General features: G+C 58.4%; 20 protein-coding genes and 4 pseudogenes. 17 read left to right on the top strand and 7 right to left on the bottom strand.

Annotated elements, in window-relative coordinates:
- Nucleotides 1-4: 4 nt before the first annotated feature.
- Nucleotides 5-1144 carry a hypothetical protein gene (locus tag NXC14_RS23175; protein WP_245362174.1) on the top strand — a complete coding sequence of 380 codons (1140 nt, stop codon included), beginning with the start codon at nt 5-7 and terminating at the stop codon, nt 1142-1144.
- A 166-nt stretch (nt 1145-1310) separates the two neighbouring features.
- Here the strand turns inward: NXC14_RS23175 and NXC14_RS23180 are convergent, their stop codons facing one another.
- From NXC14_RS23180 to NXC14_RS23195, 4 genes are read right to left on the bottom strand one after another with little or no spacing between them, the layout of a single operon-like run.
- Nucleotides 1311-2234, bottom strand: a complete 924-nt coding sequence (locus tag NXC14_RS23180) for a sugar phosphate isomerase/epimerase family protein (protein ID WP_085780425.1) — start codon at nt 2232-2234, stop codon at nt 1311-1313.
- Between the two features lie 15 nt (nt 2235-2249).
- A complete protein-coding gene (locus tag NXC14_RS23185) occupies nt 2250-3959 on the bottom strand; it encodes an iron ABC transporter permease (protein ID WP_085780426.1) in 1710 nt (569 codons plus the stop codon).
- A complete protein-coding gene (locus NXC14_RS23190; RefSeq protein WP_085780427.1) occupies nt 3956-4954 on the bottom strand; it encodes an ABC transporter ATP-binding protein in 999 nt (332 codons plus the stop codon). The genes NXC14_RS23185 and NXC14_RS23190 overlap by 4 nt, the downstream gene beginning before the upstream one ends.
- A 37-nt stretch (nt 4955-4991) precedes the next feature.
- The gene (locus tag NXC14_RS23195) at nt 4992-5993 is read right to left on the bottom strand and encodes an extracellular solute-binding protein (protein ID WP_198175538.1); all 1002 of its coding nucleotides are present in this window, start codon (nt 5991-5993) and stop codon (nt 4992-4994) included.
- Nucleotides 5994-6115: 122 nt separating this feature from the next.
- Here NXC14_RS23195 and NXC14_RS23200 point away from each other — a divergent pair, with 122 nt between their 5' ends.
- Together NXC14_RS23200 and NXC14_RS23205 are read left to right on the top strand one after the other, a co-directional pair.
- The gene (locus NXC14_RS23200; RefSeq protein WP_085780429.1) at nt 6116-7291 is read left to right on the top strand and encodes an ROK family protein; all 1176 of its coding nucleotides are present in this window, start codon (nt 6116-6118) and stop codon (nt 7289-7291) included.
- A gap of 878 nt (nt 7292-8169) precedes the next feature.
- Nucleotides 8170-8889 (top strand): annotated as a pseudogene (locus NXC14_RS23205) (IS6 family transposase).
- A gap of 51 nt (nt 8890-8940) precedes the next feature.
- Here the strand turns inward: NXC14_RS23205 and NXC14_RS23210 are convergent.
- On the bottom strand, nt 8941-9396 hold the full coding sequence (locus NXC14_RS23210; protein ID WP_085780430.1) for a phasin: 456 nt from the start codon (nt 9394-9396) through the stop codon (nt 8941-8943).
- A gap of 1054 nt (nt 9397-10450) precedes the next feature.
- Between NXC14_RS23210 and NXC14_RS23215 the strand changes: the two genes are divergently transcribed.
- The 9 genes from NXC14_RS23215 to NXC14_RS23250 all read left to right on the top strand — a co-directional run bounded on the left by NXC14_RS23215 (nt 10451) and on the right by NXC14_RS23250 (nt 17861).
- Entirely contained in the window at nt 10451-10684 is a 234-nt protein-coding gene (locus NXC14_RS23215; protein ID WP_085780431.1) for a transposase, read from the top strand.
- Nucleotides 10666-11058, top strand: coding sequence for a hypothetical protein (locus NXC14_RS32630; RefSeq protein WP_157131477.1), 393 nt, complete (start codon nt 10666-10668; stop codon nt 11056-11058). Before NXC14_RS23215 ends, NXC14_RS32630 begins: the two co-directional genes overlap by 19 nt.
- Before the next feature lie 99 nt (nt 11059-11157).
- Nucleotides 11158-11763 (top strand): transposase, encoded by a 606-nt coding sequence (locus NXC14_RS23225; protein ID WP_348630262.1) that lies wholly within the window; start codon nt 11158-11160, stop codon nt 11761-11763.
- A gap of 444 nt (nt 11764-12207) precedes the next feature.
- Entirely contained in the window at nt 12208-12435 is a 228-nt protein-coding gene (locus tag NXC14_RS32635) for a hypothetical protein (protein WP_157131479.1), read from the top strand.
- A gap of 202 nt (nt 12436-12637) precedes the next feature.
- Nucleotides 12638-13816 (top strand): cytochrome P450, encoded by a 1179-nt coding sequence (locus NXC14_RS23230; protein ID WP_085780433.1) that lies wholly within the window; start codon nt 12638-12640, stop codon nt 13814-13816.
- Between the two features lie 35 nt (nt 13817-13851).
- The gene (locus NXC14_RS23235; protein ID WP_085780434.1) at nt 13852-14094 is read left to right on the top strand and encodes a ferredoxin; all 243 of its coding nucleotides are present in this window, start codon (nt 13852-13854) and stop codon (nt 14092-14094) included.
- 206 nt (nt 14095-14300) lie between these two features.
- Entirely contained in the window at nt 14301-14852 is a 552-nt protein-coding gene (locus tag NXC14_RS23240) for a nuclear transport factor 2 family protein (protein ID WP_085780596.1), read from the top strand.
- A gap of 56 nt (nt 14853-14908) precedes the next feature.
- Nucleotides 14909-16486, top strand: coding sequence for an SDR family oxidoreductase (locus NXC14_RS23245; protein WP_085780597.1), 1578 nt, complete (start codon nt 14909-14911; stop codon nt 16484-16486).
- A gap of 277 nt (nt 16487-16763) precedes the next feature.
- Entirely contained in the window at nt 16764-17861 is a 1098-nt protein-coding gene (locus tag NXC14_RS23250) for an LLM class flavin-dependent oxidoreductase (RefSeq protein WP_085780435.1), read from the top strand.
- A gap of 54 nt (nt 17862-17915) precedes the next feature.
- Here the strand turns inward: NXC14_RS23250 and NXC14_RS23255 are convergent, their stop codons facing one another.
- Nucleotides 17916-18671 (bottom strand): IS5 family transposase, encoded by a 756-nt coding sequence (locus tag NXC14_RS23255; RefSeq protein WP_085780436.1) that lies wholly within the window; start codon nt 18669-18671, stop codon nt 17916-17918.
- 838 nt (nt 18672-19509) lie between these two features.
- On the opposite strand from NXC14_RS23255, the gene NXC14_RS34005 reads away from it, so the two are divergent.
- The 5 genes and pseudogenes from NXC14_RS34005 (at nt 19510) to NXC14_RS23280 (ending at nt 23275) form a co-directional block, all read left to right on the top strand.
- Entirely contained in the window at nt 19510-19740 is a 231-nt protein-coding gene (locus NXC14_RS34005; RefSeq protein WP_348630263.1) for a hypothetical protein, read from the top strand.
- Between the two features lie 498 nt (nt 19741-20238).
- A pseudogene (locus NXC14_RS23265) lies at nt 20239-20418 on the top strand (transposase); the annotation flags it as partial.
- Between the two features lie 43 nt (nt 20419-20461).
- A pseudogene (locus NXC14_RS23270) lies at nt 20462-20983 on the top strand (IS6 family transposase); the annotation flags it as partial.
- Nucleotides 20984-21343: 360 nt separating this feature from the next.
- Nucleotides 21344-21703: a Nif11-like leader peptide family natural product precursor gene (locus NXC14_RS23275; protein ID WP_085780598.1), complete on the top strand. Its 360-nt coding sequence runs from the start codon at nt 21344-21346 to the stop codon at nt 21701-21703.
- A 93-nt stretch (nt 21704-21796) separates the two neighbouring features.
- On the top strand, nt 21797-23275 hold the full coding sequence (locus NXC14_RS23280; RefSeq protein WP_085780599.1) for a radical SAM family RiPP maturation amino acid epimerase: 1479 nt from the start codon (nt 21797-21799) through the stop codon (nt 23273-23275).
- 57 nt (nt 23276-23332) lie between these two features.
- On the opposite strand, the pseudogene NXC14_RS23285 reads toward NXC14_RS23280, so the two are convergent.
- A pseudogene (locus NXC14_RS23285) lies at nt 23333-24036 on the bottom strand (IS6 family transposase).
- Nucleotides 24037-24083 lie beyond the last annotated feature (47 nt).

Raw genomic sequence — 24083 nt, forward strand, 5'->3', positions numbered from 1 at the left:
TCCGATGAAATATGGAAAGACCATCTCTCTGCCGTTGTTCATGATGGCGTATCTTGTTGCGGCGGCAAGCCATGCTGGTTCATGCGCCGACCAGTCTGCTTGCCTTAAGAGCGCGTCGGCAAAGGTGTCTCAGACGCTCACGCCCAAGATCGTGCCTGTTTTTGACGCCTATCCGAAGCTGTATATACACGACTCTGCCGCAGAGGCCGATTATCCCGTGCCCGATGAGACAAAACAGGTAATTGACACCTACACGCATAAGACGGCATTCAATTTTCCGCCGAGCTGGTCGATCGAAACAAAGCAGATCGCATCGGTCAGCCCGTCCACAGGTTTCACGGTCCTTTTGGTCGAAAAGACCCGTGGAAATACCGTTGACAATGGCGGTAGCGCTTTATCCCTGCTGAGTTCCAATTCCAACGACGCATATCTGTCCTTCGCTTTAGGAGCCATGCCGAGTCGAAGTGGACAAAAGTGGTCTTTTGCCAAAAGCTTGCTTCAAGGCAAGATGGAGCAAACGGCTTATTGGCAGAAGCCTTGGGACATGAGCCTCCTGGGACCAAAAGGCGATTTCTCGGGGACCGAGTGGATTTATTATACCTTCACACCTGACGGCAAAGTTCGCATCGACCGGTTCGCGCCATACACCTATTTTCTGACATTTACCGCTTACCAGTGGGATGAGGCTGTGCTTGATGGTGGCTTCCCGCATTTCCCTTTCGACACCGGTACGCCGACCGGCCGGCCGAAGCCGGTCACATTCGGGTCGGTCGGGCCGTGGGTCATCGGCGCTGCCAGTGTGCCGGGGCAAACCCGGCCGATGATCGATGGGACAGAGGCATTGCCCGGATTTGAAGGAGTGACGATCTTCTCGGCGCCGTTGTCGGTCAAAGAAGTTGTCGCTTATCAGAACGCGATGAGAGAAAGTTATTTTCTCGACGTCAACGACCTGCCCTGCAACAGTGGCCAGTATATTTCTCGCGAGATTAAAACGCCCTGCGGTAACAGCAGTCCTGTCGATCCGCCGCCGAATAAACGGGACGCCGGCGGCAAATTTGCGGTTCCACCGTCGAGATCGATCGACCGATCGTCGCTTGAGTATAATCAGTCAAGGGTGGCGTCGTCGGGAACCTTGCTAGAATGAGCCTCCGGGCGAGGCTTTTGACATCACGGCCGACGGCGGTGACGCCGCCCGCCCCGCCGTTCATCTCGTGGCAGTTTTTGAAGGACTGCAAAACCCAGCGACGCCAGGGCCGCAATTTCATCGGTGACGCCTGAAGCAAGTCAGGCCGCGCTTTGAATATGGTGGTTCAATTTGCTGCTCGACCGCGTGCTGCTGCGATCATCCCTTCAAGCCGGACAGCGATCGACTGTGCCCGTCGATAGTAGGAAAGCTCAGCCAGGACGTAGCGGTCCATCGGCGTCTCGAAGTTCAAAGGCGTGACGTAACTGGTCGCCGCAATGGCTTTGGTGATGGCGTTCCAATCCAGCCTGCCGTCGAAAGGCAACAAATGGTCGTCCCTTGCTCCGAAATTGTCGTGAATGTGCGTCGCCAACAGCCGGTCGCCATAGAGCTCCAGCACGGATACCTTGCCCGGCTCGACCAGTTCCCAATGGCCGCTGTCGTAACAGAGACCGATGAAACTGGCGTCATAGTGGTCAAACAGCCGGGCATAGAGTTTGTGATAGTTCTCAGCACTTGCCTTGACGAGTGTTTCGACGGCGATCTGGACCTTGCGTTCCATGCAATAGGCTTCGATGTCATCGAGCGAGCGGTAAAGCGGTTCAAAGAAAGAGTATTCGGTCCCTGAGTCGCGAAACGTGTCGTCGGTGATGTCGACGTGCAACACGACGTTCGGCGCGCCGAGCGCAGCGGCCAGGTCAACACGGTTTTTCAAGAGCTCGACGCCACTCTGCCGCTGCCATTCGTGGGGAGAAAGGATGTTCTTGCGCGTCTCCATGGCATAGGGCGCCGGCCCGGCATGGGCGAGTTCGCTTACGGGGTTGACGCCATTGCTGGCGTGAACCGAATGCGTTTTCAGGCCAGCCTCGGCAACGATGCGGCGGGTGAACTCGATCTCGGCGTCTGCGAGCGAGTAGGAGCTGCCGGAATCGGGGTTCCAGTTGATATGCGTGAAGCCTGCTTCACGGATCAGCTCGAGCGAACGTCGAATGCCCTCGTCGTACCAGCGTTCGTGCGTCGCCCAATGCCAGACCGTGATGCAAGTGTCCATTTTCTGGTGTCCATTTCAAAGGTTGCTTGTTTGCGGAGTGCGGCCAAGACTGAGGCGTTCGGCGATGAGTATGACGGTGAGCGAAAAGACCATGACCAGCGTCACGTAGACGAGGCTGATTGCGGCTTGGTCGGGATCGGCCGAAACCGCGCCGTCAACGATGGCGATCGGCAACGGTCGGTTGTTGACGTTGTAAAGGAAGGCCGACAGCGGATATTCGGTCATCAGATTATTGAACTTCATGCCGCCAACGAGAATGGCGGTCGGCGCCACGAGTGGCAGGACGACCCGGCGAAAACGATAGGGACCGGAGGCACCCATGGCGCGGGCCGCTTCTTCAAAGGCGGGATCGATGCCGATGAAGGCCGGGCGCATGAAGCGGACCATGAGCGGCAGGCTGAAGATCACGTATCCGATCGGCAGAAGCCAGTAGCTGCCGAGCAGCACCGCATTGCCGACAAGCGGATTAGGCGCGTCGAAAGCGACAATCAATCCCACCGCCAGCAGGATGGACGGAATGATCCAGGGCAGGAAGAAAGTGATGCTCAGCGCCTGCGTCAGCCTACCGCGCTTGCGCACCATCACCGGCACGGCAAAGAGGGTGATTGCGAGACCGACGACGACGGCGAGCGACCCCATGAACAACGAATTGAAGAAGGGGACGAATGCCCTGCCGCCGCCAAGTACCTGGGCGTAGTTGTCAAGGGTGAAGGTGGAAGGCAGGACCTGAATGCCGATGCTTGCAGCTGGAGCGAAGGAAAACAGCACGATAATCGCGACCGGCACCAGGTAGATTGCGGCCAGCAAATAGGCCATTGCGTGCATGGCAATCCCGACAAACGGATTGCGGATCTGCCGCAGCTGTATGTTTGTCGTGGCCTTCGCGCCAGCGTTGTAGACGCCTTTGGCTTCAAAATATTGCGACAGCAGGATCAGTCCCATCAGAACCATGCCCATCAGCAGCGCCAGCAGCGCTGCCATATCGGGCCTGCGCAGGCTGTTCAGCGTCAGGACCATCTGGCTCAGCATGTGGAAGTCCCGTCCGCCCAGGACCTGTGGCGCGGCAAATGAGCCAATGGCCGTGTGGAGCGTCAGCAGCGTGACAGCAAGCAAGGTCGGCATGATGACCGGCAGGACGACGCGCCGCAGGATCGTCATGTCCGACGCGCCCATGCTGCGGGCCGCCTCGATTGTCGAATAGTCGACGCGGCGCATGGCGGCGCGCAGAAACAGGAAGTGGAAGCTGGTCATAAGAAACGTATGGGAATAGAGAACGCCAAACCAGCCGATGAACCAGTCTCGCGGGATGGACGGGAAGAGGGCCGTAAGCGCGGCGGTGACGGCGCTGCCCGGTCCATACGTGAAGTTGTAGCCGGCGGCCGCAACGACGCCGCCAAAGACCAGAGGTGTGGAGAAGGCAATCTTGAGGAAACCTCGCCCGCGGACACGGAAATATTCGAGCGCCACAACCTGAAACATCCCGACGATCGTGACGGTGACGATCGTGATCCCCGTCATCCACATAGTATTCCACAGCGCGGCTTGAACACGGCGAGAGTGCGCCAGTTCGGCAACGGCGCCGAGGATCTCCAGCCCGCCATGCCTGAACAAGGCGGCGTGCAGGGCGGCAGCTATCGGAACGAGAAGAAAGGTCAGCACGGCCCAGGCGATCGCGCTCAAGCCGAGCCAGTGGAGGAGGCGGTCGACGCCGGGCGTGCGGGTCATGCTGCGGCCTCGGCGAAGACATGCGCAGCATTTGCCCGGACAGCGAGAGAGACGGTAGTTCCGGGCTCTGGCAGCGCATCGCCGATCAGCATCGCCGAAAGGGCGTGTCCCTCGACACAGAGGTCGATGCGGCTGTAGGCGCCCAGGAATTCGACATGTTTCACCCGCGCCGGAATGCCTTCCGATGTTCCAAGCTCGACATCTTCGAGGCGCACGAAGCTGCGCCCCTGGATTGGGCCGCCAAGAAGGCGAGCCGCCAAGGGCGGGGCAAGCTCATTGGAGAGGCCGATGAACTCGCAAATGAACGACGTTGCGGGCTTGCGATAAAGGGTACGACCGTCGCCGATCTGCTCAACCCTGCCGTTATTGAGGACCACAATGACGTCCGACATGGTTAGCGCGTCCTCCTGGTCGTGCGTGACGAAGATGGCGGTAAAGCCAAGTTCCGTTTGAAGACGCTTGATCTCCTGGCGCATCGAGGCCCGGACCTTGGCGTCGAGATTAGACAATGGTTCGTCAAAGAGCAGGACGCGCGATCCGGTCACCAGCGAGCGGGCAATCGACACGCGTTGTTGCTGTCCGCCAGACATGCTTGCCGGCTTCTTGTCCAACTGGTCGGTGATTCCGGCCATCGCGGCGACGTCGTGCACACGCCTTGCGATCTCCGCCCTTGGCTTTTTTGCGACGCGCAGGGCAAAGGCGATGTTTTCGAACGCCGTCATGGTTGGAAACAACGCGTAGTTCTGAAAGACGATACCTATGTTGCGATGCTCAGGGGGAAGGCTGGTGAGATCGCGTCCTTCGAGGACAATTCTTCCCCCTAACGCGGGCATTAGCCCGGCTATGGTGCGCAGCACCGTGGATTTTCCGCATCCCGAAGGGCCGAGGAGAGAGACAAAGGCGCCATCGGCAACCTCGAGGTTCAGATCACGGACCACCGTCATGCCAGGGTAGCCGACGGTAAGATTTTGCAGAGATAGAACGCTGTCGACCATGGTCGGACCTCCATATCAGTTCAGGTCTTTATGCCGACTAGCGGATTTCGAGTTCTATTTTTTGCAGCCAACCATCAAGCTTTGGAGCAATCGCATCCCAGTCGATCGGCTGTGCCTTAACGAGCTTGGCGTTCTCCTGCACGGCGGCCGGCGACTTGGCCAGCGCCTCCGGCAAGACAGGCACCTGCCCGAACTTGGCGGCGTAGGCAGCCATCACATCGGCCGAACCCCACCAATCGACGAACGCCTTGGCCTCGTCGAGGTGATCGGTTTTTGCCATGATCGCTATGCCTTCCGAAATGATCGGCGTGCCCCCCTCGGTGTCGATTACCTTGACGTTAGCGCCGAGATCCTTGGCCAGCTTGAACGTGCCGCCGAGCCAATTCAGATCAATCGAGGCGCCACCGGATTTGAACGCCTCCGTCTGAGAATCCGCGTCGTTGGCGATGATCGCATGCGCGTAAAACTTGCGGAGGAAATTCCAGCCGTCATCGGATACCTCGCCGTCGGCGTCGAGGAAGCGGACGAGGATGCCGGCAAGGTACATCCGCGTGGTCTGCCCACCAGTGGCGCCGATCACATATTTGCCTTTGTATTCGTCCCGTGTCAGATCCAGCCAGCTCTTCGGCGCCTCGGCATCCGCCATTCGGTCAGGGTAATAGGCGAGCACGATGGGTGTCTGCCAGAACTTGTGGACCATGTCTTCCGCGTCTTTATATCGCGCCGGCAGGTCTTTCGCCCAAGGTGGGGAATAGGATTGGAAGAAGCCCTCCTTCTTCAGCAAAGCCATCGACGTGTCCACCATGCCGAGTACGACGTCTGCCTGGGGGTTGTTCCTCTCTGCAAGCAGGCGATCGAAGAGCTCGCCGCCACCCGCGTTCAGCAGCTTTATGTCGTGGCCGGCGGCCTTGGCCTGTTCAGCGATCCATGCAGCGCGTTCGCCACCTTGAGGGCTGTAGATTGTTAGCGCGTCGGCGAGCGCCGGAAAAGCCGTGGCTACGGCAATGACGGCCGATGAGACAACCAGTGCAAGCTTCATGATGTTCTCCCAGATCTGACGATGCCCTCTTACGTGGGCATCGTGTCAGTTTAATTACATTGCGCAATTTAATTTTATTTGCAATGCTTTCCCGGGCGATCAATTGAGCACCAGGACCGCATATGCCTGCACTACCAGAACTTTCGCTGAACGAACGACGGCTGGTCGAACTGATGTTCAAGAACAGGAGAGTGGCACGCGTCGACCTGGCCCAGCTATCCGGCATGACAGGGGCATCGGTGACGCGCCTGATCGGGGGATTACTCGATCTCGGCCTGGTTTCGGAGGAGCCGGATCGAAGCGGCGCGCAAGGTCAGCCACGTCGGCTGTTACAACTGCGGGCCAGTCGCTTTTTCGCAGCCGGGGTCACCTTCTCTGTCGCGCGCATGGAGGTTGTCATCATCGACCTTGGCGGCTCGATCCTGGCAACGAGGACCCTGGAGGTGATGACCGGCAGGCCGATAGAAGTGGCGGAAGCAGCTCAGGCTGCTGTCGATGAAATGCTCGGGGAGTTGGCCATCCAGAAGAGCGATCTTGTCAGCATCGGCGTTTCGTTGCCCGGAAATTTCGGCACCGCCTCGAACCTTTTGAAGGCGCATCCTTTTTTTCCTGCTTTTGAAGATGCCCGGGCAATGGAAGCGTTCCGTGACGCTTTCGACACGCCTTGTCATGTCGAGAACGACGGCACTGCCGCGGCACTCGGTGAATACGTGTTCGCAAGCGACGCCGCCGATGATCCGCTGTTCTTCATCCACATCGGCCACGGGGTCGGCGGCGGCGCTGTGATCGATGGCAGGCCTTATCGCGGTGCGAACGGCAATGCTTGCTTGCCAGGCGTACTCTATCCCTACGATCAGCCACGGCCATCGGGGCAGGATCTTCTCGCGACGCTGAAGGCGGCTGGCTTCCACCTCCGAGATTTCGATGACATGGCCTCAATGCCGGCGGCGGCTGATGCTGTCGTGAGCGATTGGGCAGCTCGCGCCGGCATCCAGCTTAGGCAAGCTGTGCGCACAGCGACGGCGTTTTTCGATCCTGTGCGCATCGTTGTCGGCGGGCGCCTGCCTAGCGAACTTAACGAACGGCTCGTCGAAACAATTCTCTCCGACCCGATCGAAGGACCATCCCGAGGTCTGACGATTGCCCCGGTTTTTGCATCGCATCTTGGGCCCCAGGCCGGCGCGGTTGGTGCCGGCTGCGTTCCGTTCTTCAAAGCGTTTTTCACGGGCGCCGTCGCCGACGGTGGAAGTGCCTACCTTAACGGCAGGCGGCCTGTTCCCCGGACTTCGGCCGCTTAGCGCGATGCCGCAATCCAAAGGCGCCACAGCCTTAAGCTATGCAACTGCATCCCTGTACCTCCCTCGAGTCCTTGAGTGGGATCGGTGGTCGGGGCCACGAACATTGAAGCCGCAGTGGCGGAGCGGGCGTCCGGTGTCGGCACATGGGTGTTCCTTCGCTCGCGATCAAAAGGCGGAGCAGCCGCCCGTTGGCGGCGGTTGACGGTGGACGCCTGATTGCAAGCAGCTAGGCGACAAGAGCGCTACCTACTGCCGCCGCTATGCGTTACGCTGGTAGTCCCATGGCGTGGGCCTATCCGAATGGGTAATTTGACTGCGCGCTGATGTCTGTGATGCTCGGCGCATTGACAGCAGGAGAATCGGAAAGGTCGACATGGTGGAGGACGAGAATTATACGGCTTCGGAACTCCAAATTATTGGGACTGTCATCGAGCATGTCGTCAGGACGTGACGAAATAGCACCACACGTTTTGATTTGAAGGGCGTCGCCAGTGGTTGCGCGTTCAACGTGCTCAAGGAGCGGCATCGCCAGCTGGCACGAAAGGTGGGAAGCCGGGAGAGGCTCGTGTCAGTGTCGAGGGTTCTTGGCTTCTCCATCGACCCCGGACTGGGCGGAATAGGTTTGCGCGGAACAGGGGTTCGGGATTTGGTTGATCTGCCCGAGTCCGGAGCGTGCCGGTCTCGGAAGAGCAGCCAACGCCGAAACTGGCCCCCTGTCAATGAGCGCGCGGCAGCCTCGTAGACATCGACGGGGTGGCGGGTCGGCAGGCACTTGGCGAACGATGGGACAATAATGGCATCTCGACATGTTGAGGACAAGTGCTGTGACATTGATCGAGCGGTAAGGAATTGAGGTAGCAACGCGCCCATGACCGTGGGTGCAGCGACCTACAAGAACCCCGTTATTCGATCGAAATCGTAGACGTGCTGTCTGGCTCTACTTCCGCTTCAATCTGAGCCTGCGCGATGCCGAGGAAATGCTGTCGCGGGATCGTCGTTTCTACGAGACGATCCGCCGATGGTGCCGATACACGGCCCTGATTATGCGCGCCGCATACGCCGCAAGGCGCCGACGAAAGGCGATGTCTGGCACCTCTATGAAGTCGCGGTGCGCATCAACGGTCAGAAATGCTGGTTGTGGAGAGCGGTTGATCAGGAGGGATATGTGCTCGACGAGATCGTCCAGACGCGCCGCAACACCGAGGCGGCCAAGCGCCTGCTGACGCGACTTCTGAAGAAGCAGCGCATGCCGCCAAAGCGTAGGATCACCGACAAATTGCGCTCCTACGGGGCGGCCAACGGCAGGTCATGCCGAACGTGGAACACCGCTCGCATAAAGGCTTGAACAACCGAGCGGAGAATTCTCACCTGCCGTTCAGAAAACGGGAGCGAACGCGACAGGGTTCCCGGTCGGTCGGCTCATTGCAACATTTCGTGTCGATCTTCTCCGCCGTCCGAAACCTTTTCGTCCATCCCAGACCAACCCCTCCGCAGTACAAATTCGAACCCATCAACGACAGGCCATGGCCGCGTGGGAAGCAACGGCCTGCCTGAAAAGCACCGTGTCGGTTCACATGGCCACATTTCAAACAAAGTGACAACGCCTTCGATCGCGGTCGGTGCGGGCGAATCTTAGTGCAGAGTTAAGTTCACGTCGCCTTAAGGTCCGTCAGTACCTTGTCAAAAGCGTCTTTAACCGGCTTTGAGATTTCCGCCACCGCCTTGCTTGCGAGTGCCCGAAACTCTTTGGCTTGCTGCAAACTTGTCTCAGCGCGCTTGCGCACGAAAGCTGACTGCAGTTCGAGGACTTGCGACGGCGAGTTCGCGCTCAACAAAGCTTGCAAATGCGAGAAGCTGGCCTCGGTCTCCCCCTGCAGTGCAGCGATCGTCTTCCACGACAATTCGTTGCCGAAGTGATTTGTAGTTTCGATGATCGGCGGCAGCATTTTCTGTGTCGCTTCAGCGCCGGACGCAAGCTTCAAAAAAGCTTCTGTGACCTGCTTGTTTCCTTTTTCAACGGATGCGCCGAACTGATCTGCCGCCTTGAGCGGCGATGACGCCGGGTTTTCGATCGTTTCGAACGGCCTTTCAGAAATCTTGGTCATTGCGTTTTCCTTAACCTTTGAGTTGTCTGTAAGTTGTGACGTCGGGTTGACCTCGTCCGCCGGTGGCTGCTGGCCGCTTCGTAAAACGCGGACACATAAAGATCGGTCATGTCGCTTCCGCTCCGCTCGTTCATGAACCGGCATCATATGGCAGACTGTTCTCTGCCGCTGGCAACGACGGATGAGCAAACACCATGCCAACTGCTCAGACGCTCCAAAAAGGTGAGTTTCGGTTATCAATCAGCGGGTGATGGGTAGCTGGACAGGCGAACAACACGTTCTATTCTCGACAAATCCGACAAAAAGCGCGGATGTCCGACATTTGAGAGATATGTGGACATTGCGATGGGACAACGGAATCTGCGTGTACTTCAAATAGCGCTAGCCTGCGGGGTGGAAAGCGGGGTCGCGATCCTCAACGCAAGTGCCTGCGTCAGCTGCGCACTTGTGTTTACCTTGACGGTCAGTTCGCCCGTTCGTGAAACAACGTGACGTCGCCGTTTTGCTTCCCTCAAGCAAGGATTGCGCAACTTGTTTGATTGGCACGTCGATTGCCTAGGCAAGTGAACGATTTGAGACAATCCCGGTCTCGCGCTCATCTCCGAGGAGTTCAGATGAAGCTTAACCCCTCAATTGACGCCATGTCCCGGAGGTCACACAGTTGAGTGAGGTCCCGGCTAGTGAAGCGTTGTGGAGTCCATTGAGAACTTCACGGTGACTGCCTCCCCAGGAGCTGTCGCGGGAGAAGGGCTGATATGCATCGAGATGACGCTAGCGCGGCTATTGATGCATCGAAGGTGGGGACAGATGAAAGGCCAACTCGCGACATCGACTTTCCACTCTCGACTGCGCAGATGGAGATCTGGATCGCTTAACAGCGGAGGCCGCATAGTCCGAAGTATGTGATCGGTCAACACCGCGATATTTTTGGTCCAGTTGATGCTGGACGGCTTGAGACCGCATTGCATCATGTGTAACCGGTGTTCCGCTCCCACGTTGTCTTGGCCGCCCTGATCTGTGATCGGCTTTCCATGGATGAGCGGGGAGTTTCTCGATGGAGAGTACATTGGAGGCTCTCACGACCAGGAAGCCTGGACGCGAGGCTCACCGGCATTGGCCTGACAAGGTCAAGGCGCAGATCGTTTCGGAAAGTCTGCGGCCCGGAGCATTGGTGAATGAAGTCGCAGAGCGACATGGCTTGAAGCCGAACCATCTGTCCACCTGGCGTACGATGGCGCGGCAGGGCAAGTTGGTTCTGCCGAGGACGCGGTGGAGTTCGCAGCGATGATTGTTGATCCACCCGTTGCGGACCTGCCGATCAAGAAAGCCAGCCGTCCCGAGATCGTTGTTGGCTCCGTCACGATCCGTTTGGAAGAAGGCGCATCTGTTGGCCGCAATCTCAATCCCGAGAATATCTGGTCGCTCTCGAGGACGACGCCTATGGCCTGTTCGCCGACTTCCGCTGGGCCAAGAACGGCGGGAAGCCATATTGCCCGCGCTGCGGCCGCCTGGAGCCGCACAGCGTCCGACCGCCGCTTGCGATGCTCGGAGCCGGTGTGCCGCGCCGAGTTCTTGGTGACATCCGGGAGCGTGGTCGCCAACCGCAAGCTGTCGTTCAAGAAGACCATCATGGCGATCTGGGAGGAGATCACTGCGGCCTAGCGTATTGCAGCGCTCCATCTGAGCCGCAAACTCAACTTCCAGTCCAAGACGGCATACGTCCTGCTGCAGAAGCTCCGCCAGGCCGACAGCCTCAGTGTGATGCAATCAAGCTGCACAGCACGGTGCAGATCGACGGCAAGTACGTCGGCAGTGTCCTTCGCAAGGCGAACAAGAAGGAAGACGCAAGGACGGCCCCAAGAAGGAGAACCAGAACGGAAAGCGCATGTAAGGGGAGGCGAACCGACAGCAGCAAACCGGACGCTGACACGTGTGATCATGGACGAGCGCGGCAAGGACGCTTGGGCGGCCGTCGCCAAGCATCTCGATCCGAAGCGCTCATGGTCGCCGACGAGCATTAGGGCATACGACGATTTCATTGGGCTCGTTCAATTGACCCGCGTGAACCACAGCTTGCGATACCAAGGAGGACGACAGCACGAATTCGAACGTGATCGAGAGCTTCTTCAGCCGCGTCGAGAAAGCCTACAAGGGCTTCAACCACCGCTTCCCACGAAGTACCTCGACTGGTACATGGCAATGCTGTCGTGGAAGGAGGACACGCGCCAATATCGGCCTGCGCTGGGAGTTCGCCGATCTCCTGCGAACGATCACGTCACGTCCGACATCGCGAAACCTGGCAGTGCTCGGGCGCAGAACATCGCCGACCAAGCGTGCCTGCAAGGCGACCGCCGGACCAACGGCTGATCTCCCAGAAGTGGCGATGGCCACCCGGCACTGCCTGCCTGTCGAACCAGTCCCTGCTTCGTCAATCCGGAGCGACGAAGCAACACCTTCTGCATTTCCTATCGCAGCCAACAAGGAATGCTGGACGCGCCCTGGCATTGTCGATCGACCAACTGAAGCTCAGGCGCAGGAATCGCCGCGGATTGCAAGCGTGGACATCGATTCAGGTGCTTTTGGGCCCATTCGGGAGTGCAAAAGGACATTGCGGAGGAGCGGGGCCACTACATCAGCCCATCCGTATGCGGTGCGCTCAGCTTTCTGGTTATTGGCTGTGGTGGCTGGAAATTGTATTCACATTTCAATGAATGAGATCGATCCGACACATGATGTCGGGATTGTTAGGTTCGCGACACCGGCCCAATCAGCCAATCTTTGTTCTGCGTCGAGTTAAGTGACTGTAAACAATTGACCATCTTTTTGTTGGCTGAATCGATTGATTGGCACGAATTTTGGAAGATCTGGCTGCGAGGCGGCAGCAAGAGCTGTCAACCGGTATCCATTTCTTTGGTGACCGCCATGCAATGGAAGGAAATGAAAATTTTTGTTTTGCTCAGATCGCTCTCTGCCGGAGGGGAGGAACTCCGTGAAGCTTCAATGCGGGCCGGCGAGGCGACCAACAACCTCAGCCGATAACCAGCGATGACTTTCCAGCGAATGGCGATCTGATCGTATGCATCACGGATCGTCCGCTCGTCGCGCGATCTGAGGTTGGAAGTGTCGCGCTAAACGATTTGTTCATCCCTTCTTCGCCGACGAGGCATTTCGCCGAAGGGGCTTTGACAGCAGGAGAAATGCAGTGGCGAGCCACAGGGTTCCAGAACATGTCCCGCCCGAAATGGTGAACGACTTCAGCCTGTTCACCTCGCCCGGCATGGAACGCACGCCAAACGGGGATCCGCACGCAGCTGTCGCCTGCGTCCATGATGGGCCGCCGATCTTTTATTCTCCCTGCAACACGCGCGATGGCCGAGGTACCTGGGTCATCACTCGCGCCCAGGACCAGCGCAGGTTGCTGCAGGACACCGAAACCTTTTCCAGCCATCGGAGCCTTTTCGCCTCCGCGCTCGGCGAAAACTGGCCGTTGATCCCGCTTGAACTTGACCCGCCGGCTCACGGCGTATTTCGCTCACTTCTCAACCCGCTGCTTTCGCCCAAGCGGGTAACGGAGCTTGAACCGGCTATCCGCAATCGAGCGATCGCGGTCATCTCCAAGACCTCCGCGTCGAGCACAAGCTGCGACGTCATGAAGGACTTCGCCTTTCCTTTTGCGGTCAGTATCTTCCTTCGTTTGCTTGGCATATCCGATGAGCGCCTCGATACATTTGTCGACTGGGGGAAGCACCTGCTCCACGGCGACGGTATCAAACGAACGGCAGCCGCGCGGACGATTCTGGCGTTTATCGACGAACTTGCAGCGTTGCGCCGCAATGAACCGGCCGACGATTTCATGACCTTCGTCGTGCAGGCAAACGTCGATGGTCGCGCGTTGCGAGACGAGGAAATCCGCGGGATGGGCGTGCTCCTATTCGTCGCCGGACTGGACACGGTCGCAACGGCGATAGGATTTGACCTGGCCTATCTTGCGCGCAATCCTAAGGAGCAGGAATTGCTGCGGAGTGAACCGGATCGAATCGTGCCTGCAGCCGAAGAGTTGCTGCGGGCCTATTCGACCGTGCAGATGATCCGTGTGGCAACGAAAGACGTCAATTTCGAAGGCGCGCCGATCCGCAAGGGGGACTATGTTTCCTGCGCCACAATGATTGCCAATCGTGATCCGGCGGAATTCAAATGCCCCAACACGATCGATTTGGCCCGAGAAGACAATCGTCACACCGCTTTTGCCTACGGTCCCCATCGTTGTCTTGGATCTCACCTTGCCCGACGAGAGATCGTCATCGGCCTGGAGGAGTGGCTGTCGCGCATTCCCGATTTCCGTATCAAGGAGGGTACCGCGCCCATCACCTTTGGAGGCCATGTGTTCGGAATGGAGAATCTGATCCTGGACTGGTCCTGATAATTTCAGAGAAGGAAATACATGGAGGTACCGGCATGCGTATCATCGTGCACTCTGCCAAATGCCAAGGTCATGCTCGATGCTGGGCCCAAGCGCCCAAGATATTCAAGCTTAACGACGAAGGCTACATACTGCCCGGGGAGATCAGTGTTGAGGAGAGGGACGAACTGCTCGCGTCACGAGGCGCTCGATCCTGTCCCGAACGTGCGCTGGAGATCGACTGCCCTTCCGATGCGTTGCTTGATCGCCTTTTGTTTAATCAACACTGTCGGGGGTAAAATGGCACGTCACTGGTGCACGACGGCGCCTCGCTGTCCAGACACGGTACCCGCAGCTCTCCCAGCGGTATCAACTTCCAGGGCAGCTGTTCACATACATGCTGAAGCGGCAAGAGGGTTTGCCTTACATTAACCGCCAACAATGGAAACCCCGGCAACGTCACTGGATGGGCGAAACGCCACAATATCAGATTTGCGATAAAGCGATGAAACAAAAAAAAATTACCGAATTGCTGGACCGCGAGGCGATCCGCGATTGCCTCTATCGGTATTGCCGTGGAATAGACCGCGCCGATGAAGCGGCGCTGCGCAGTGCCTACTGGCCCGATGCGCGTGACAATCACGGGGCCTATTGCGGCTCCGCCGCGGGCTTCATCGATTTCGCGCTGAACGTCTTCAAGACTGGACCGCGCAACATCCATCAGATCACGAACATCTTGATCGAGTTCAACAACCCGGAAGAAGCCGCCGTCGAAAGTTACTTCGCCGCGCTGCAACGCGCACCGGACGGTGCCGGACGGATAAGTCAGGTCCTGATCTGCGGCCGCTATTGCGATCTGTTCTCGAAGAGGGGAAGAGATTGGAGAATTGCCGAACGGACGGTGGTCTATGATCTGGTCGAGGAACAGACCTTGGCCGCGGCATCCGAGACTGAGCAGTTCGGTGCCCGGCAGCCGATTGGGGCATCATTTCCCGACGACCCCGTCTACGCATTGGGGAAGACTGCATTCTTTCAAGAAGGTCAAATTGAGGCTTGATCGATCAGGCTTCATGCCTGGAGATTGCCAGCCGTTGGTCAGGGAACTTTTATCTCATGAAACAAGCAGGACGCATTGTCATCATCACAGGCGCTGCAGGCGGGATAGGCCGTTCCCTGGCGGGTACTCTTGCCGCAGACGGAGACACTGTCGTTGCCGTAGACCTGCCCGGCAAGGGCGTGCTTGAACTGGCCGATGGACTCGGGCCCGCCCATCTTGGGCTTGAGCTCGATGTCTCGCGAGAGGAGGATATCCGTGCGCTTTATGAATTGATCGAACGACAATGCGGCCAAGTCGGCGTGCTCATCAACAACGCGGCCATGGGCCCTACTATGGCTGCGACCGTTGATACTGCTATCGACGCCTTCCGACGGGTCTTGGCAGCAAATTTGATCGGACCCGTCGCAATGGCCCGCGAGGCAGCTCGACGGATGGGCCCCGGCGCTGTCATCGTCAATCTCGCCCCGATGGCGGGCGTGCTCAGCAACCCCAAACGCAACGCCTACGCCGCCTCGAAGACAGGCCTGATCTCGTTCACGAAATCGCTGGCGTGGCAGTTTGCGTCGTGCGGTATTCGCGTGACGGCGGTAGCACCTGGCTACGTGCGCACACCGATGGTTTTGGAGCTTGAGCGCGCGGGCGAATTAGACCTCGCCGCGGTGCGCCGCCGGGTACCGATGGGACGCATGGCGCGTGCAGACGAAATTGCCCGAGTGGTGCGCTTTCTCGCCAGCCCGCAAGCGAGTTACATCACCGGGTCCGTGTTGACCGTCGACGGCGGCTGGAGATGTTTCAACCAGCCGGGCGACCCGCACCCGCCAGTATCCGAAACGCCAAGAGCCGAACTCTTCCCTCCTGCCGGGCACTCCAGGGCGCGGATTGCGCTTGTCACGGGCGGCGCGGACTGCATAGGCGCTGCCGTTGTCCGCCGCTTTGCCGATAACGGCGACACTGTCGTCATTGCCGACAAAGATGGCGCCGCAGCGGCAAAGCTTGCCGGCTCCCTTGGCGGCAATCATATCTCAAGGGCGGTCGACGTCGCGGTCGAAAGCGATGTGGTGGCGCTGTTCGAGGAGGTGCGAGAGCGCTTCGGCCGGCTGGACGTCCTCGTCAATAGTGTAGTCGACACTTTTGTGTCAGAGGCCGAACAAATACCGACAGGGATCGAGCCGATCATCGATGTGAATCTGACCGGCGCCTTCACCTGCGCGCGCGAGGCGATCAAGGTAATGTGTCCGGGAAGCGTGATCTTAAATGTGGAACCGATCAACACATTCCTGCCCTTTGCACCGCGCCATGCCCACGATGCCTCCAGAGCGGGGATGGAGATCCTGACGCAATGCATGGCGGCCGAACTCGGGCCAGTTGGCATTCGCACAGCCAGCGTCGCTCCTGGCTACATACACACGCCGGGCGTCGCTGAGTTGGAAAAGCTCGGCCACATCGACCCGAAAGCAACCAGACGGCGCATTCCGATGGGAAGGATGGGACAGCCGGAAGAGGTCGCTGACGCAGCGTTCTTCCTTGCATCGTCTGACGCATCCTACGTGACCGGCTCTACCCTTTACGTGGACGGCGGTTGGACCTCGTCCGGCGATGCGGCATTCGCCGGCGAACTCTATCAGAACATTTAGCGGAGCCAGCGCAATGATCGTCGACTATGCAACTACGGCCGGCTGCGGCCCGTCGGAGCCGAAAATCCCCTAGGAGAGCCACCTCCCGCTGCACGATGCTCCCGAAGCGCTGCTCCCGATCGAGGGCGCCACAAGCGAAACGCCCGCATTGGGCCTGTTCGAGGTTTTTCGGACGTGCAGCGCCGCCGAGCCGAATGCGGTTTAGGGAGGATAATCGACAAGCCACTTCCAGGTGGCACACCTCTAATCGCTCATCTGCGGTTAACAAGGAAACATCATGGAATTTGCAACATTCCTCTTGGCCGCTCGACGCGGCTATCATCAATCGTCCGACGAGATCATCCGCAACTCCATAGAACAAGTCGTTCTTTCAGAGCAGGCGGGCTTCAATACCGCGTGGTTCCCCGAGCATCACTTCAACAATTACAGCCTGATTCCGTCGCCCTTGATGATGGTGGCGCACTGCGCCGCCCTGACGAGCACCATTCGCCTCGGCACCGCCGTTTGTGTGCTGCCGCTCTATCAACCGCTTCGCCTGCTTTCCGAGATTGGATTGGCCGATATCGTTTCGAACGGCCGGCTCGAGCTCGGCGTCGGCTCTGGATACCAGCAGTTCGAGTTCGAGCGCTTCGGCGTCAATGTCGATGAGGCGCCGGCTGTCTTTTCGGAATGTCTCGACATTCTCGTCAAGGGCCTCAGTCAGAGGATCTTCGAGCACGACGGGCGGTATAAGAAGATACCTCCAACAGCGATTTCCGTCCGCACAGTCCAGGGGCCAACACTGCCAATCTGGATCGCTACAGCGTCTGGATATAGCATGGGCCGGGCTTATCGTGAGGGACACAACCTGCTCGTCACGGCATTCCACGACGGCTTGGACAGTTTGTGCGTGCTGCGCGAACGCATCGAAGAAGCAGCAATTTCCAAAGGTAGGAATGCTACAGACGCCAAGATATCGCTGTTGCGCTGCTGCTATGCAAGCGATGAGGAGGCGGAGATCAACAGCTATCTCGACAATGCCCGTTTCCAACGGCGGCTTTCGGAGGCACTGCATCTTCGCCGCCAGCAAAGCCTGGATGGCTATCTGCTGCGTGAAACGCCGACGCAGCAGGACCTGTCCTTCGAGACGATGCGCGAAAACCTGCCGATCGGTAGCGTGAATCGCGTCATCGATCGGCTACTGGAAGAGATAGACACCGTAAAACCGGACCAGATCGCAATCCAGACCCAAATGGGAGATTTCGACCAGAAGACGATGCTGCGCCAAATCGAACTATGGGGAGATAAGATCATCCCGGAGATTGAGAAATCACTGGGTCATCGGCTCGAAGCGACAAAATTGCCGCCTTGGCAGAGCGATCTTCGATCGAATTAGGTCGGAGATAACAGCAATAGATCCTCGCTACACGCTAGGCTCAGGACTCATTGATCAAAGCCAGAAGATAACGGCGGCTGCGATGCAGATTGCCGAGAAAAAGGTGTGAGCACACCGGTCGTAGCGCGTCGCGATGCGCCGCCAGTCCTTGAGCTTGGCGAACAGGTTTTCGACCTTGTGGCGCTGGCGGTAGAGGACCTTGTCGTAGGCAAAGGGTATCTTGCGGCTCTTCGATGATGGGATGCACGGCTCGATGCCTCTAGCCTCGAGTTCCTCGCGGAACCAGGTGCTGTCATATCCGCGATCGGCAATCAGGTGATCGGCGGGAGGCAAGGCGTCGAGCACGAGACGTGCGCCCTTATGGTCGCTCATCTGACCTTCTGACAGAAGCAGGATAATCGGCCGTCCGTCTCCGTCGCATACGGTGTGGAGCTTTGAATTCAGCCCGCCCCTTGGTTCGCCCAATACGACGGGGAACATCCCCTTTTTAAGCAGGCTCGCCGCCGTGCGGTGGGCTTTGAGATGGGTCGCGTCGATCATGATGCGCTCCGGCTTCGGCCCCTCGCCGGCGAGCCCGGCGAAGATGCGGTCGAACACGCCCAGCCGGCTCCAGCGGACGAAGCGGTTGTAGAGCGTCTTGTGCGGACCATAGCCCGCCGACGCGTCCTTCCACTGGAGACCGTTGCGGATCACGTAGACGATCCCGCTCACCACCCGCCGGTCGTCGACCCGCGCGACACCATGTGAAAGCGGGAAATGTGGCGATATCCGCGCCATCTGGCGCTCGCTCAGCAAAAACAAATCACCCATCACGGCCTCCCTCTCGGAAGACCTGAACCACATCTCAAGTCAAATTAATAGGTCCTGAGCCTAGATGGTCCCTGAGATCCCTGTTCTTTGGTCTGAAGAGATTGCGGCGAGCGCCTTTCCTGAATCGCCATCTCGGCCTTGCTGGTGCTATCGCGCCCGACGCGAACTGATGCCAAATCGATTACACGATATTACGTCAGGGGGTCTGCTCCTTATGCGGTTTTCCAGTTTTAAAGGTCAAATTGCAGCCGCGAGGAGCGACAAGGGGGGCCATCCGCTTGGGCTCGCCTCAAGATCACGCGCAACTACCCAAACCGCCGCTCGAGTTGCCTGGAGGTTTCTCTCTCGTCTGCGGTTGATTGGCGCGCACGCGCCCAATCCGACACGATCTTGTTTGAGCTTGTTGATGCAGTTGCACCTTGGCATCGAACAAACGAAAAAATTTAGGAGCTTCTTTGGGCAACTGGCACGGTTTGTGAATCTCCATCATTGCGAGGGATCGGAGCGCAAGGGCCGGCCGAGGGTCGAGCGTCGGCTAAGTGGGGCTTCATCCGGGCTTCCGAAGCCGTCTCGAAGGATGCTTTTTGGCGGGCTTGAAAGTGACGAGCCATGGTTGGGCCACATGGGAGACCTTAAAAGGAGGAAAAGAGCATGAAGAAACTTCTATTTTCGGAGCTTGAAAAGCTCATTTCTTTCATCGGCGAAGGAGACGCGGGACAGCGACACGGGCGACGTTGTGCCAGTCGAGGCTGTAAATCGTCGACGAAATTGACCCTCATTTTGAGTGAGGCGCCTCGTGTACTACTTTAGACCATTATTAAAAAATTCTTACCAGGTGGTGGTAGCAGAGGACGGGAGTATCTGGATCGAGAAGGATTCCAGGAAATCAAGAAAGATCATCCAATCTCCGCCGCCTTGGGTTCCCGGTTTGATTTCGAAACTCGACGGTGAGCATACAATACCAAACATACTGAACGAACTTAAGTCAGAACAGTACGACGTGACCAAATGCGACGTTCACGATTTTGTCTCAGCTCTTGCGAGCTGTGGGCTCATTGATGAGAGCTGAGTTACCTGAGCCGGAGACTGGGTCAATCAACGAGCGCTGGTTGCCTCGTGGTGGGCCGCGGCTTTGGAACCAGCCAATAAGCTTTCTATCGAGGGCGATCGGGCTCATCCAGCGTTCGAGGACTTGATATTCCTCTCCTCGGTGCGACCGTCGTCGGTGAAGCGGGTGACTCGACCGCCGTCAGAGCGTCGCGGTCCTGGGTTGCCTGCAACCGGTGTTCCTCTCCGACGTTGCCCGCAGCGCCTCAAACTGTGATCGGCCCTTCAATCGCCGAGCACCGGGAGTTTCTCCACGAAAACCACATTGGAGGTTCTCACGACCAAGAAGTCTGGGCGTGAGATTCATCGGCGTTGGCCGCACGACGTCAAGGCGCAGACCGTTTCAGAGAGCCTCCGGCCCGGCGTTATGGTAAATGAGGTGTAAGCGCGATTTTCCCCGCACCTTCTGCAGTTGAGTGAGCTTTGGCATGAGGTGTCCACCAAAATAGGTGGACACCAAGTGATGGAAGAAAGTCAAAAACTTGCCGTGCGGCTGGTCGGTCGGAATGGGAGACGCCGTTTCGATCAAAGTTCGAAAGACCGCCTTTTTGCGGCCTGCCTTGAACCTGGCGCATCGGTATCGAAACTCGCGCGCGAACACGGGGTCAACGCGAACCTCGTTTGGAAATGGATCAGGAAACACACCCAGCCGCTGCCGATGGTGCCGAAAGCATAGCCCTGATTATGCGCGCCGCATACGCCGCAAGGCGCCGACGAAAGGCGATGTCTGGCACCTCGATGAAGTCGCGGTGCGCATCAACGGTCAGAAATGCTGGTTGTGGAGAGCGGTTGATCAGGATGGATATGTGCTCGACGAGATCGTCCAGACGCGCCGCAACACCAAGGCGGCCAAGCGCCTGCTGACGCGACTTCTGAAGAAGCAGGGCATGCCGCCAAAATGTATGATCACCGACAAATTGCGCTCCTACGGGGCGGCCAAACGCCAGGTCATGCCGAACGTGGAACACCGCTCGCATAAAGGTTTGAACAACCGAGCGGAGAATTCTCACCTGCCGTTCAGAAAACGGGAGCGAACGCCACAGGGTTTCCGGTCGGTCGGCTCATTGCAACATTTCGTGTCGATCTTCTCCGCCGTCCGAAACCTCTTTGTCCCATCCCAGACCAACCGCTCCGCAGTACAAATTCGAACCCATCGACGCCAGGCCATGGCCGGGTGGGAAGCCGTAAGTGCGCGGCCTGCCTGAAAAGGGCCGTGTCGGCTCACGTGGCCACATGTCAAACAACGTGACAACGCCGTGAGAACACCTACCGGGGTTGTTTGAAGCGATCGCCCGCGCGGCCATTGGCCGCGAACTACACAGCCTCCTGAGACGCGATTTCGCCGGTTGCCAGGCCCAACGACAGCGGTGTTGCGAACCCGGAAAAAGCTCTCGCACTGTCGACCACCTGCGTGGGTGCTCATCCAAAATACGCAATTCAAATCACCTCTCAATCAGGTTGGCACGACAAATGCTAGTACCCCAGGTAAACAAGGACTCCAGGTGGGGCGAGCAACATCTGGCCGCCGACACCTAAGTCGTTTTAAAAAATCAAGGAGTGCAATGATGCCGCAGTCCGAGGTGGAACGATTCGTCGACGGTCTGGCGAAAGACGGTGCTTTTCTTGAGAAGTTAAAACCGAATGCCACGGGCCTCGCGTCGGTTCTGGCTATAGCAAAGAACCATGGATACAATTTCACGCTCGATGAGGCTAAGAATTATATTCAATCTCGAAGCCAACGCGAATTGATCGACAAGCCGCTCGGTGCGACTTTCGGCGGCAAGCATGATCCGAACGTTGCGACCTCAACGATGGCCGTGCAGACGGCTGCGGTCGTTACCACCGCTGTCGAGGCAGCGGAAGCCGCTACGTCTGTCCTGGAGGCGGTCGAAGCCGTTGTATTCGTCGTTGCGGTCCTGATCTGACCGCTCACTCTGAACGGGGGCGCACCCCACTCGTGGTCGATGAGACGTCTCATGACTCAGGCCACTCGCGAACGCCGCCATCGAGGGAGCCGTATGACGCACGCTGCAACCGAACACTACCGAAAGATCTTTGACCGACGCACCCGAGAGCAACTTCACGTACTGGCACACATCAAGCGCTTCATGGAGCGCCTGGTCGGCGACATGTCGTTCCGAGCGGCGCTTTCGGCGAGCGGCGACAACCCTCGAATGGTCACTGAGCGGTACGGGATCGAAGTTGACCCTATGGAGATGCTGCCGCTCTGGCGCAATAGCTACATGAAATACCGGTTCAAGCCCGAATGTGCCTCGTGGCCGTTGGCGGTGATGTGGGACGAGTATATGAGCGAGATGTTGCGCCATCGCGACATGCTGCGCTCCGAGGGGGAGATGCCAATGGTCAACCCCCGCTTCCATGCTTGGCGAGAGCGTCAGATCAGGCGCTGCAACGGCGAGTTGGGCGGATCAGCACCGTCGGTCACGCACCCCGTTATTGCTTTCGAGCTGAGCGACGGCTGCACGATCGGTTGCTGGTTCTGCGGCCTGTCTGCCGGCGGCTTCAAGGGTTATTATGAGTATTGCGAGGAGCATGCCGAAATTTGGCGCGGTGTCATCGGTGTCGCGAGCGAGATGTTTGGTTCGGCAGCCCGCACTGGCTTCTGCTACTGGGCCACAGATCCGATGGATAATCCGGACTACGACCGCTTTCTGTTCGACTTCCATCAAATCACCGGCGCATTGCCACAAACGACGACGGCCGCACCGCTCAGGGATGAGGCGCTCACCAGGCGCGTGCTCGAACTGTTCAAACGCTACGGCGGCGTAACGAATCGTTTCTCTGTGCTGACCACGAACCACCTCGATCAGATTCATTCGGCGTTTTCGCCCGAGGACCTGATGGGGGTCGAGCTCATTCTGCAAGGCAAGGAGGCCTTGACCGCAAAAGCTTTTGCGGGGCGCACGCGCGCGCGAAAGGAGAAGCTTCGGGCAGCCGACAACAACAGTTCAATCGAGTTGCTCGAGCGCGATCACACGACGATTGCCTGCGTTTCCGGCTTCCTCGTCAACATGCGGCAAGGACGTTTACAACTGGTGACGCCGGTACCCGGTAGCGAACGCTGGCCTCTCGGCTACCGTATAGTGGCCGAACGCTTCTTCGGCACGCCCAACGAGTTCCGGGAGGGGCTGCAGTGCATCATCGAAGAGCATATGCACGAGAGCCCACCTCCCAACCTGCCCATCCGCTTCCGCGAAGACCTGCAATATGAGGCCGGGGACCGGCACTTCCACCTCCGCTCACGCAACGTCGAACATCGTGTAGATGATGATGCCGGTGCGATCTCGGTTGGCGATCTGATCCGACGCGGTGACTGCACAGCGTCGGAGTTGGCAGTGCGGGTCATAGCTGACGGAGTGACCGCCCTTGCGGTCGCCGATCTACTGGATCAATTGTACGCGGCCGGGGTAATCGACGAGGACCTCGACGACAGCTTCGCCGAGCAGCCGAGCGAGAGGGTGACGGGGCGCATGTAAGCGGTGGGCGTTGTCACGTTGTTTGACATGTGGCCACGTGAGCCGACACGGCCCTTTTCAGGCAGGCCGCGCACTTACGGCTTCCCACCCGGCCATGGCCTGGCGTCGATGGGTTCGAATTTGTACTGCGGAGCGGTTGGTCTGGGATGGGACAAAGAGGTTTCGGACGGCGGAGAAGATCGACACGAAATGTTGCAATGAGCCGACCGACCGGAAACCCTGTGGCGTTCGCTCCCGTTTTCTGAACGGCAGGTGAGAATTCTCCGCTCGGTTGTTCAAACCTTTATGCGAGCGGTGTTCCACGTTCGGCATGACCTGGCGTTTGGCCGCCCCGTAGGAGCGCAATTTGTCGGTGATCATACGTTTTGGCGGCATGCCCTGCTTCTTCAGAAGTCGCGTCAGCAGGCGCTTGGCCGCCTTGGTGTTGCGGCGCGTCTGGACGATCTCGTCGAGCACATATCCATCCTGATCAACCGCTCTCCACAACCAGCATTTCTGACCGTTGATGCGCACCGCGACTTCATCGAGGTGCCAGACATCGCCTTTCGTCGGCGCCTTGCGGCGTATGCGGCGCGCATAATCAGGGCCATGCTTTCGGCACCATCGGCGGATGGTCTCGTAGGAAACGACGATCCCGCGATCGAACAGCTTTCCTCGACATCGCGCAGGCTCAGACTAAAGCGGAAGTAGAGCCAGACAGCACGGGCTACGATTTCGATCGGATAACGGTGGTTCTTGTAGGTCGGTGCACTCACGGTCATGGGCCCGCTGCTACCTCAATTTCCTTACCGCTCAATCAATGTGACAG

The organism is Rhizobium sp. NXC14, assembly GCF_002117485.1.
GTDB lineage: Bacteria > Pseudomonadota > Alphaproteobacteria > Rhizobiales > Rhizobiaceae > Rhizobium.

Bases quoted from the DNA above. Each gene is read 5' to 3' on its own strand.
- NXC14_RS23175 (WP_245362174.1), top strand. From the start codon at position 5: ATGAAATATGGAAAGACCATCTCTCTGCCGTTGTTCATGATGGCGTAT.
- NXC14_RS23180 (WP_085780425.1), bottom strand. From the start codon at position 2,234: ATGGACACTTGCATCACGGTCTGGCATTGGGCGACGCACGAACGCTGG.
- NXC14_RS23185 (WP_085780426.1), bottom strand. From the start codon at position 3,959: ATGACCCGCACGCCCGGCGTCGACCGCCTCCTCCACTGGCTCGGCTTG.
- NXC14_RS23190 (WP_085780427.1), bottom strand. From the start codon at position 4,954: ATGGTCGACAGCGTTCTATCTCTGCAAAATCTTACCGTCGGCTACCCT.
- NXC14_RS23195 (WP_198175538.1), bottom strand. From the start codon at position 5,993: ATGAAGCTTGCACTGGTTGTCTCATCGGCCGTCATTGCCGTAGCCACG.
- NXC14_RS23200 (WP_085780429.1), top strand. From the start codon at position 6,116: ATGCCTGCACTACCAGAACTTTCGCTGAACGAACGACGGCTGGTCGAA.
- NXC14_RS23210 (WP_085780430.1), bottom strand. From the start codon at position 9,396: ATGACCAAGATTTCTGAAAGGCCGTTCGAAACGATCGAAAACCCGGCG.
- NXC14_RS23215 (WP_085780431.1), top strand. From the start codon at position 10,451: ATGGAGAGTACATTGGAGGCTCTCACGACCAGGAAGCCTGGACGCGAG.
- NXC14_RS23225 (WP_348630262.1), top strand. From the start codon at position 11,158: ATGCAATCAAGCTGCACAGCACGGTGCAGATCGACGGCAAGTACGTCG.
- NXC14_RS23230 (WP_085780433.1), top strand. From the start codon at position 12,638: ATGGTGAACGACTTCAGCCTGTTCACCTCGCCCGGCATGGAACGCACG.
- NXC14_RS23235 (WP_085780434.1), top strand. From the start codon at position 13,852: ATGCGTATCATCGTGCACTCTGCCAAATGCCAAGGTCATGCTCGATGC.
- NXC14_RS23240 (WP_085780596.1), top strand. From the start codon at position 14,301: ATGAAACAAAAAAAAATTACCGAATTGCTGGACCGCGAGGCGATCCGC.
- NXC14_RS23245 (WP_085780597.1), top strand. From the start codon at position 14,909: ATGAAACAAGCAGGACGCATTGTCATCATCACAGGCGCTGCAGGCGGG.
- NXC14_RS23250 (WP_085780435.1), top strand. From the start codon at position 16,764: ATGGAATTTGCAACATTCCTCTTGGCCGCTCGACGCGGCTATCATCAA.
- NXC14_RS23255 (WP_085780436.1), bottom strand. From the start codon at position 18,671: ATGGGTGATTTGTTTTTGCTGAGCGAGCGCCAGATGGCGCGGATATCG.
- NXC14_RS23275 (WP_085780598.1), top strand. From the start codon at position 21,344: ATGCCGCAGTCCGAGGTGGAACGATTCGTCGACGGTCTGGCGAAAGAC.
- NXC14_RS23280 (WP_085780599.1), top strand. From the start codon at position 21,797: ATGACGCACGCTGCAACCGAACACTACCGAAAGATCTTTGACCGACGC.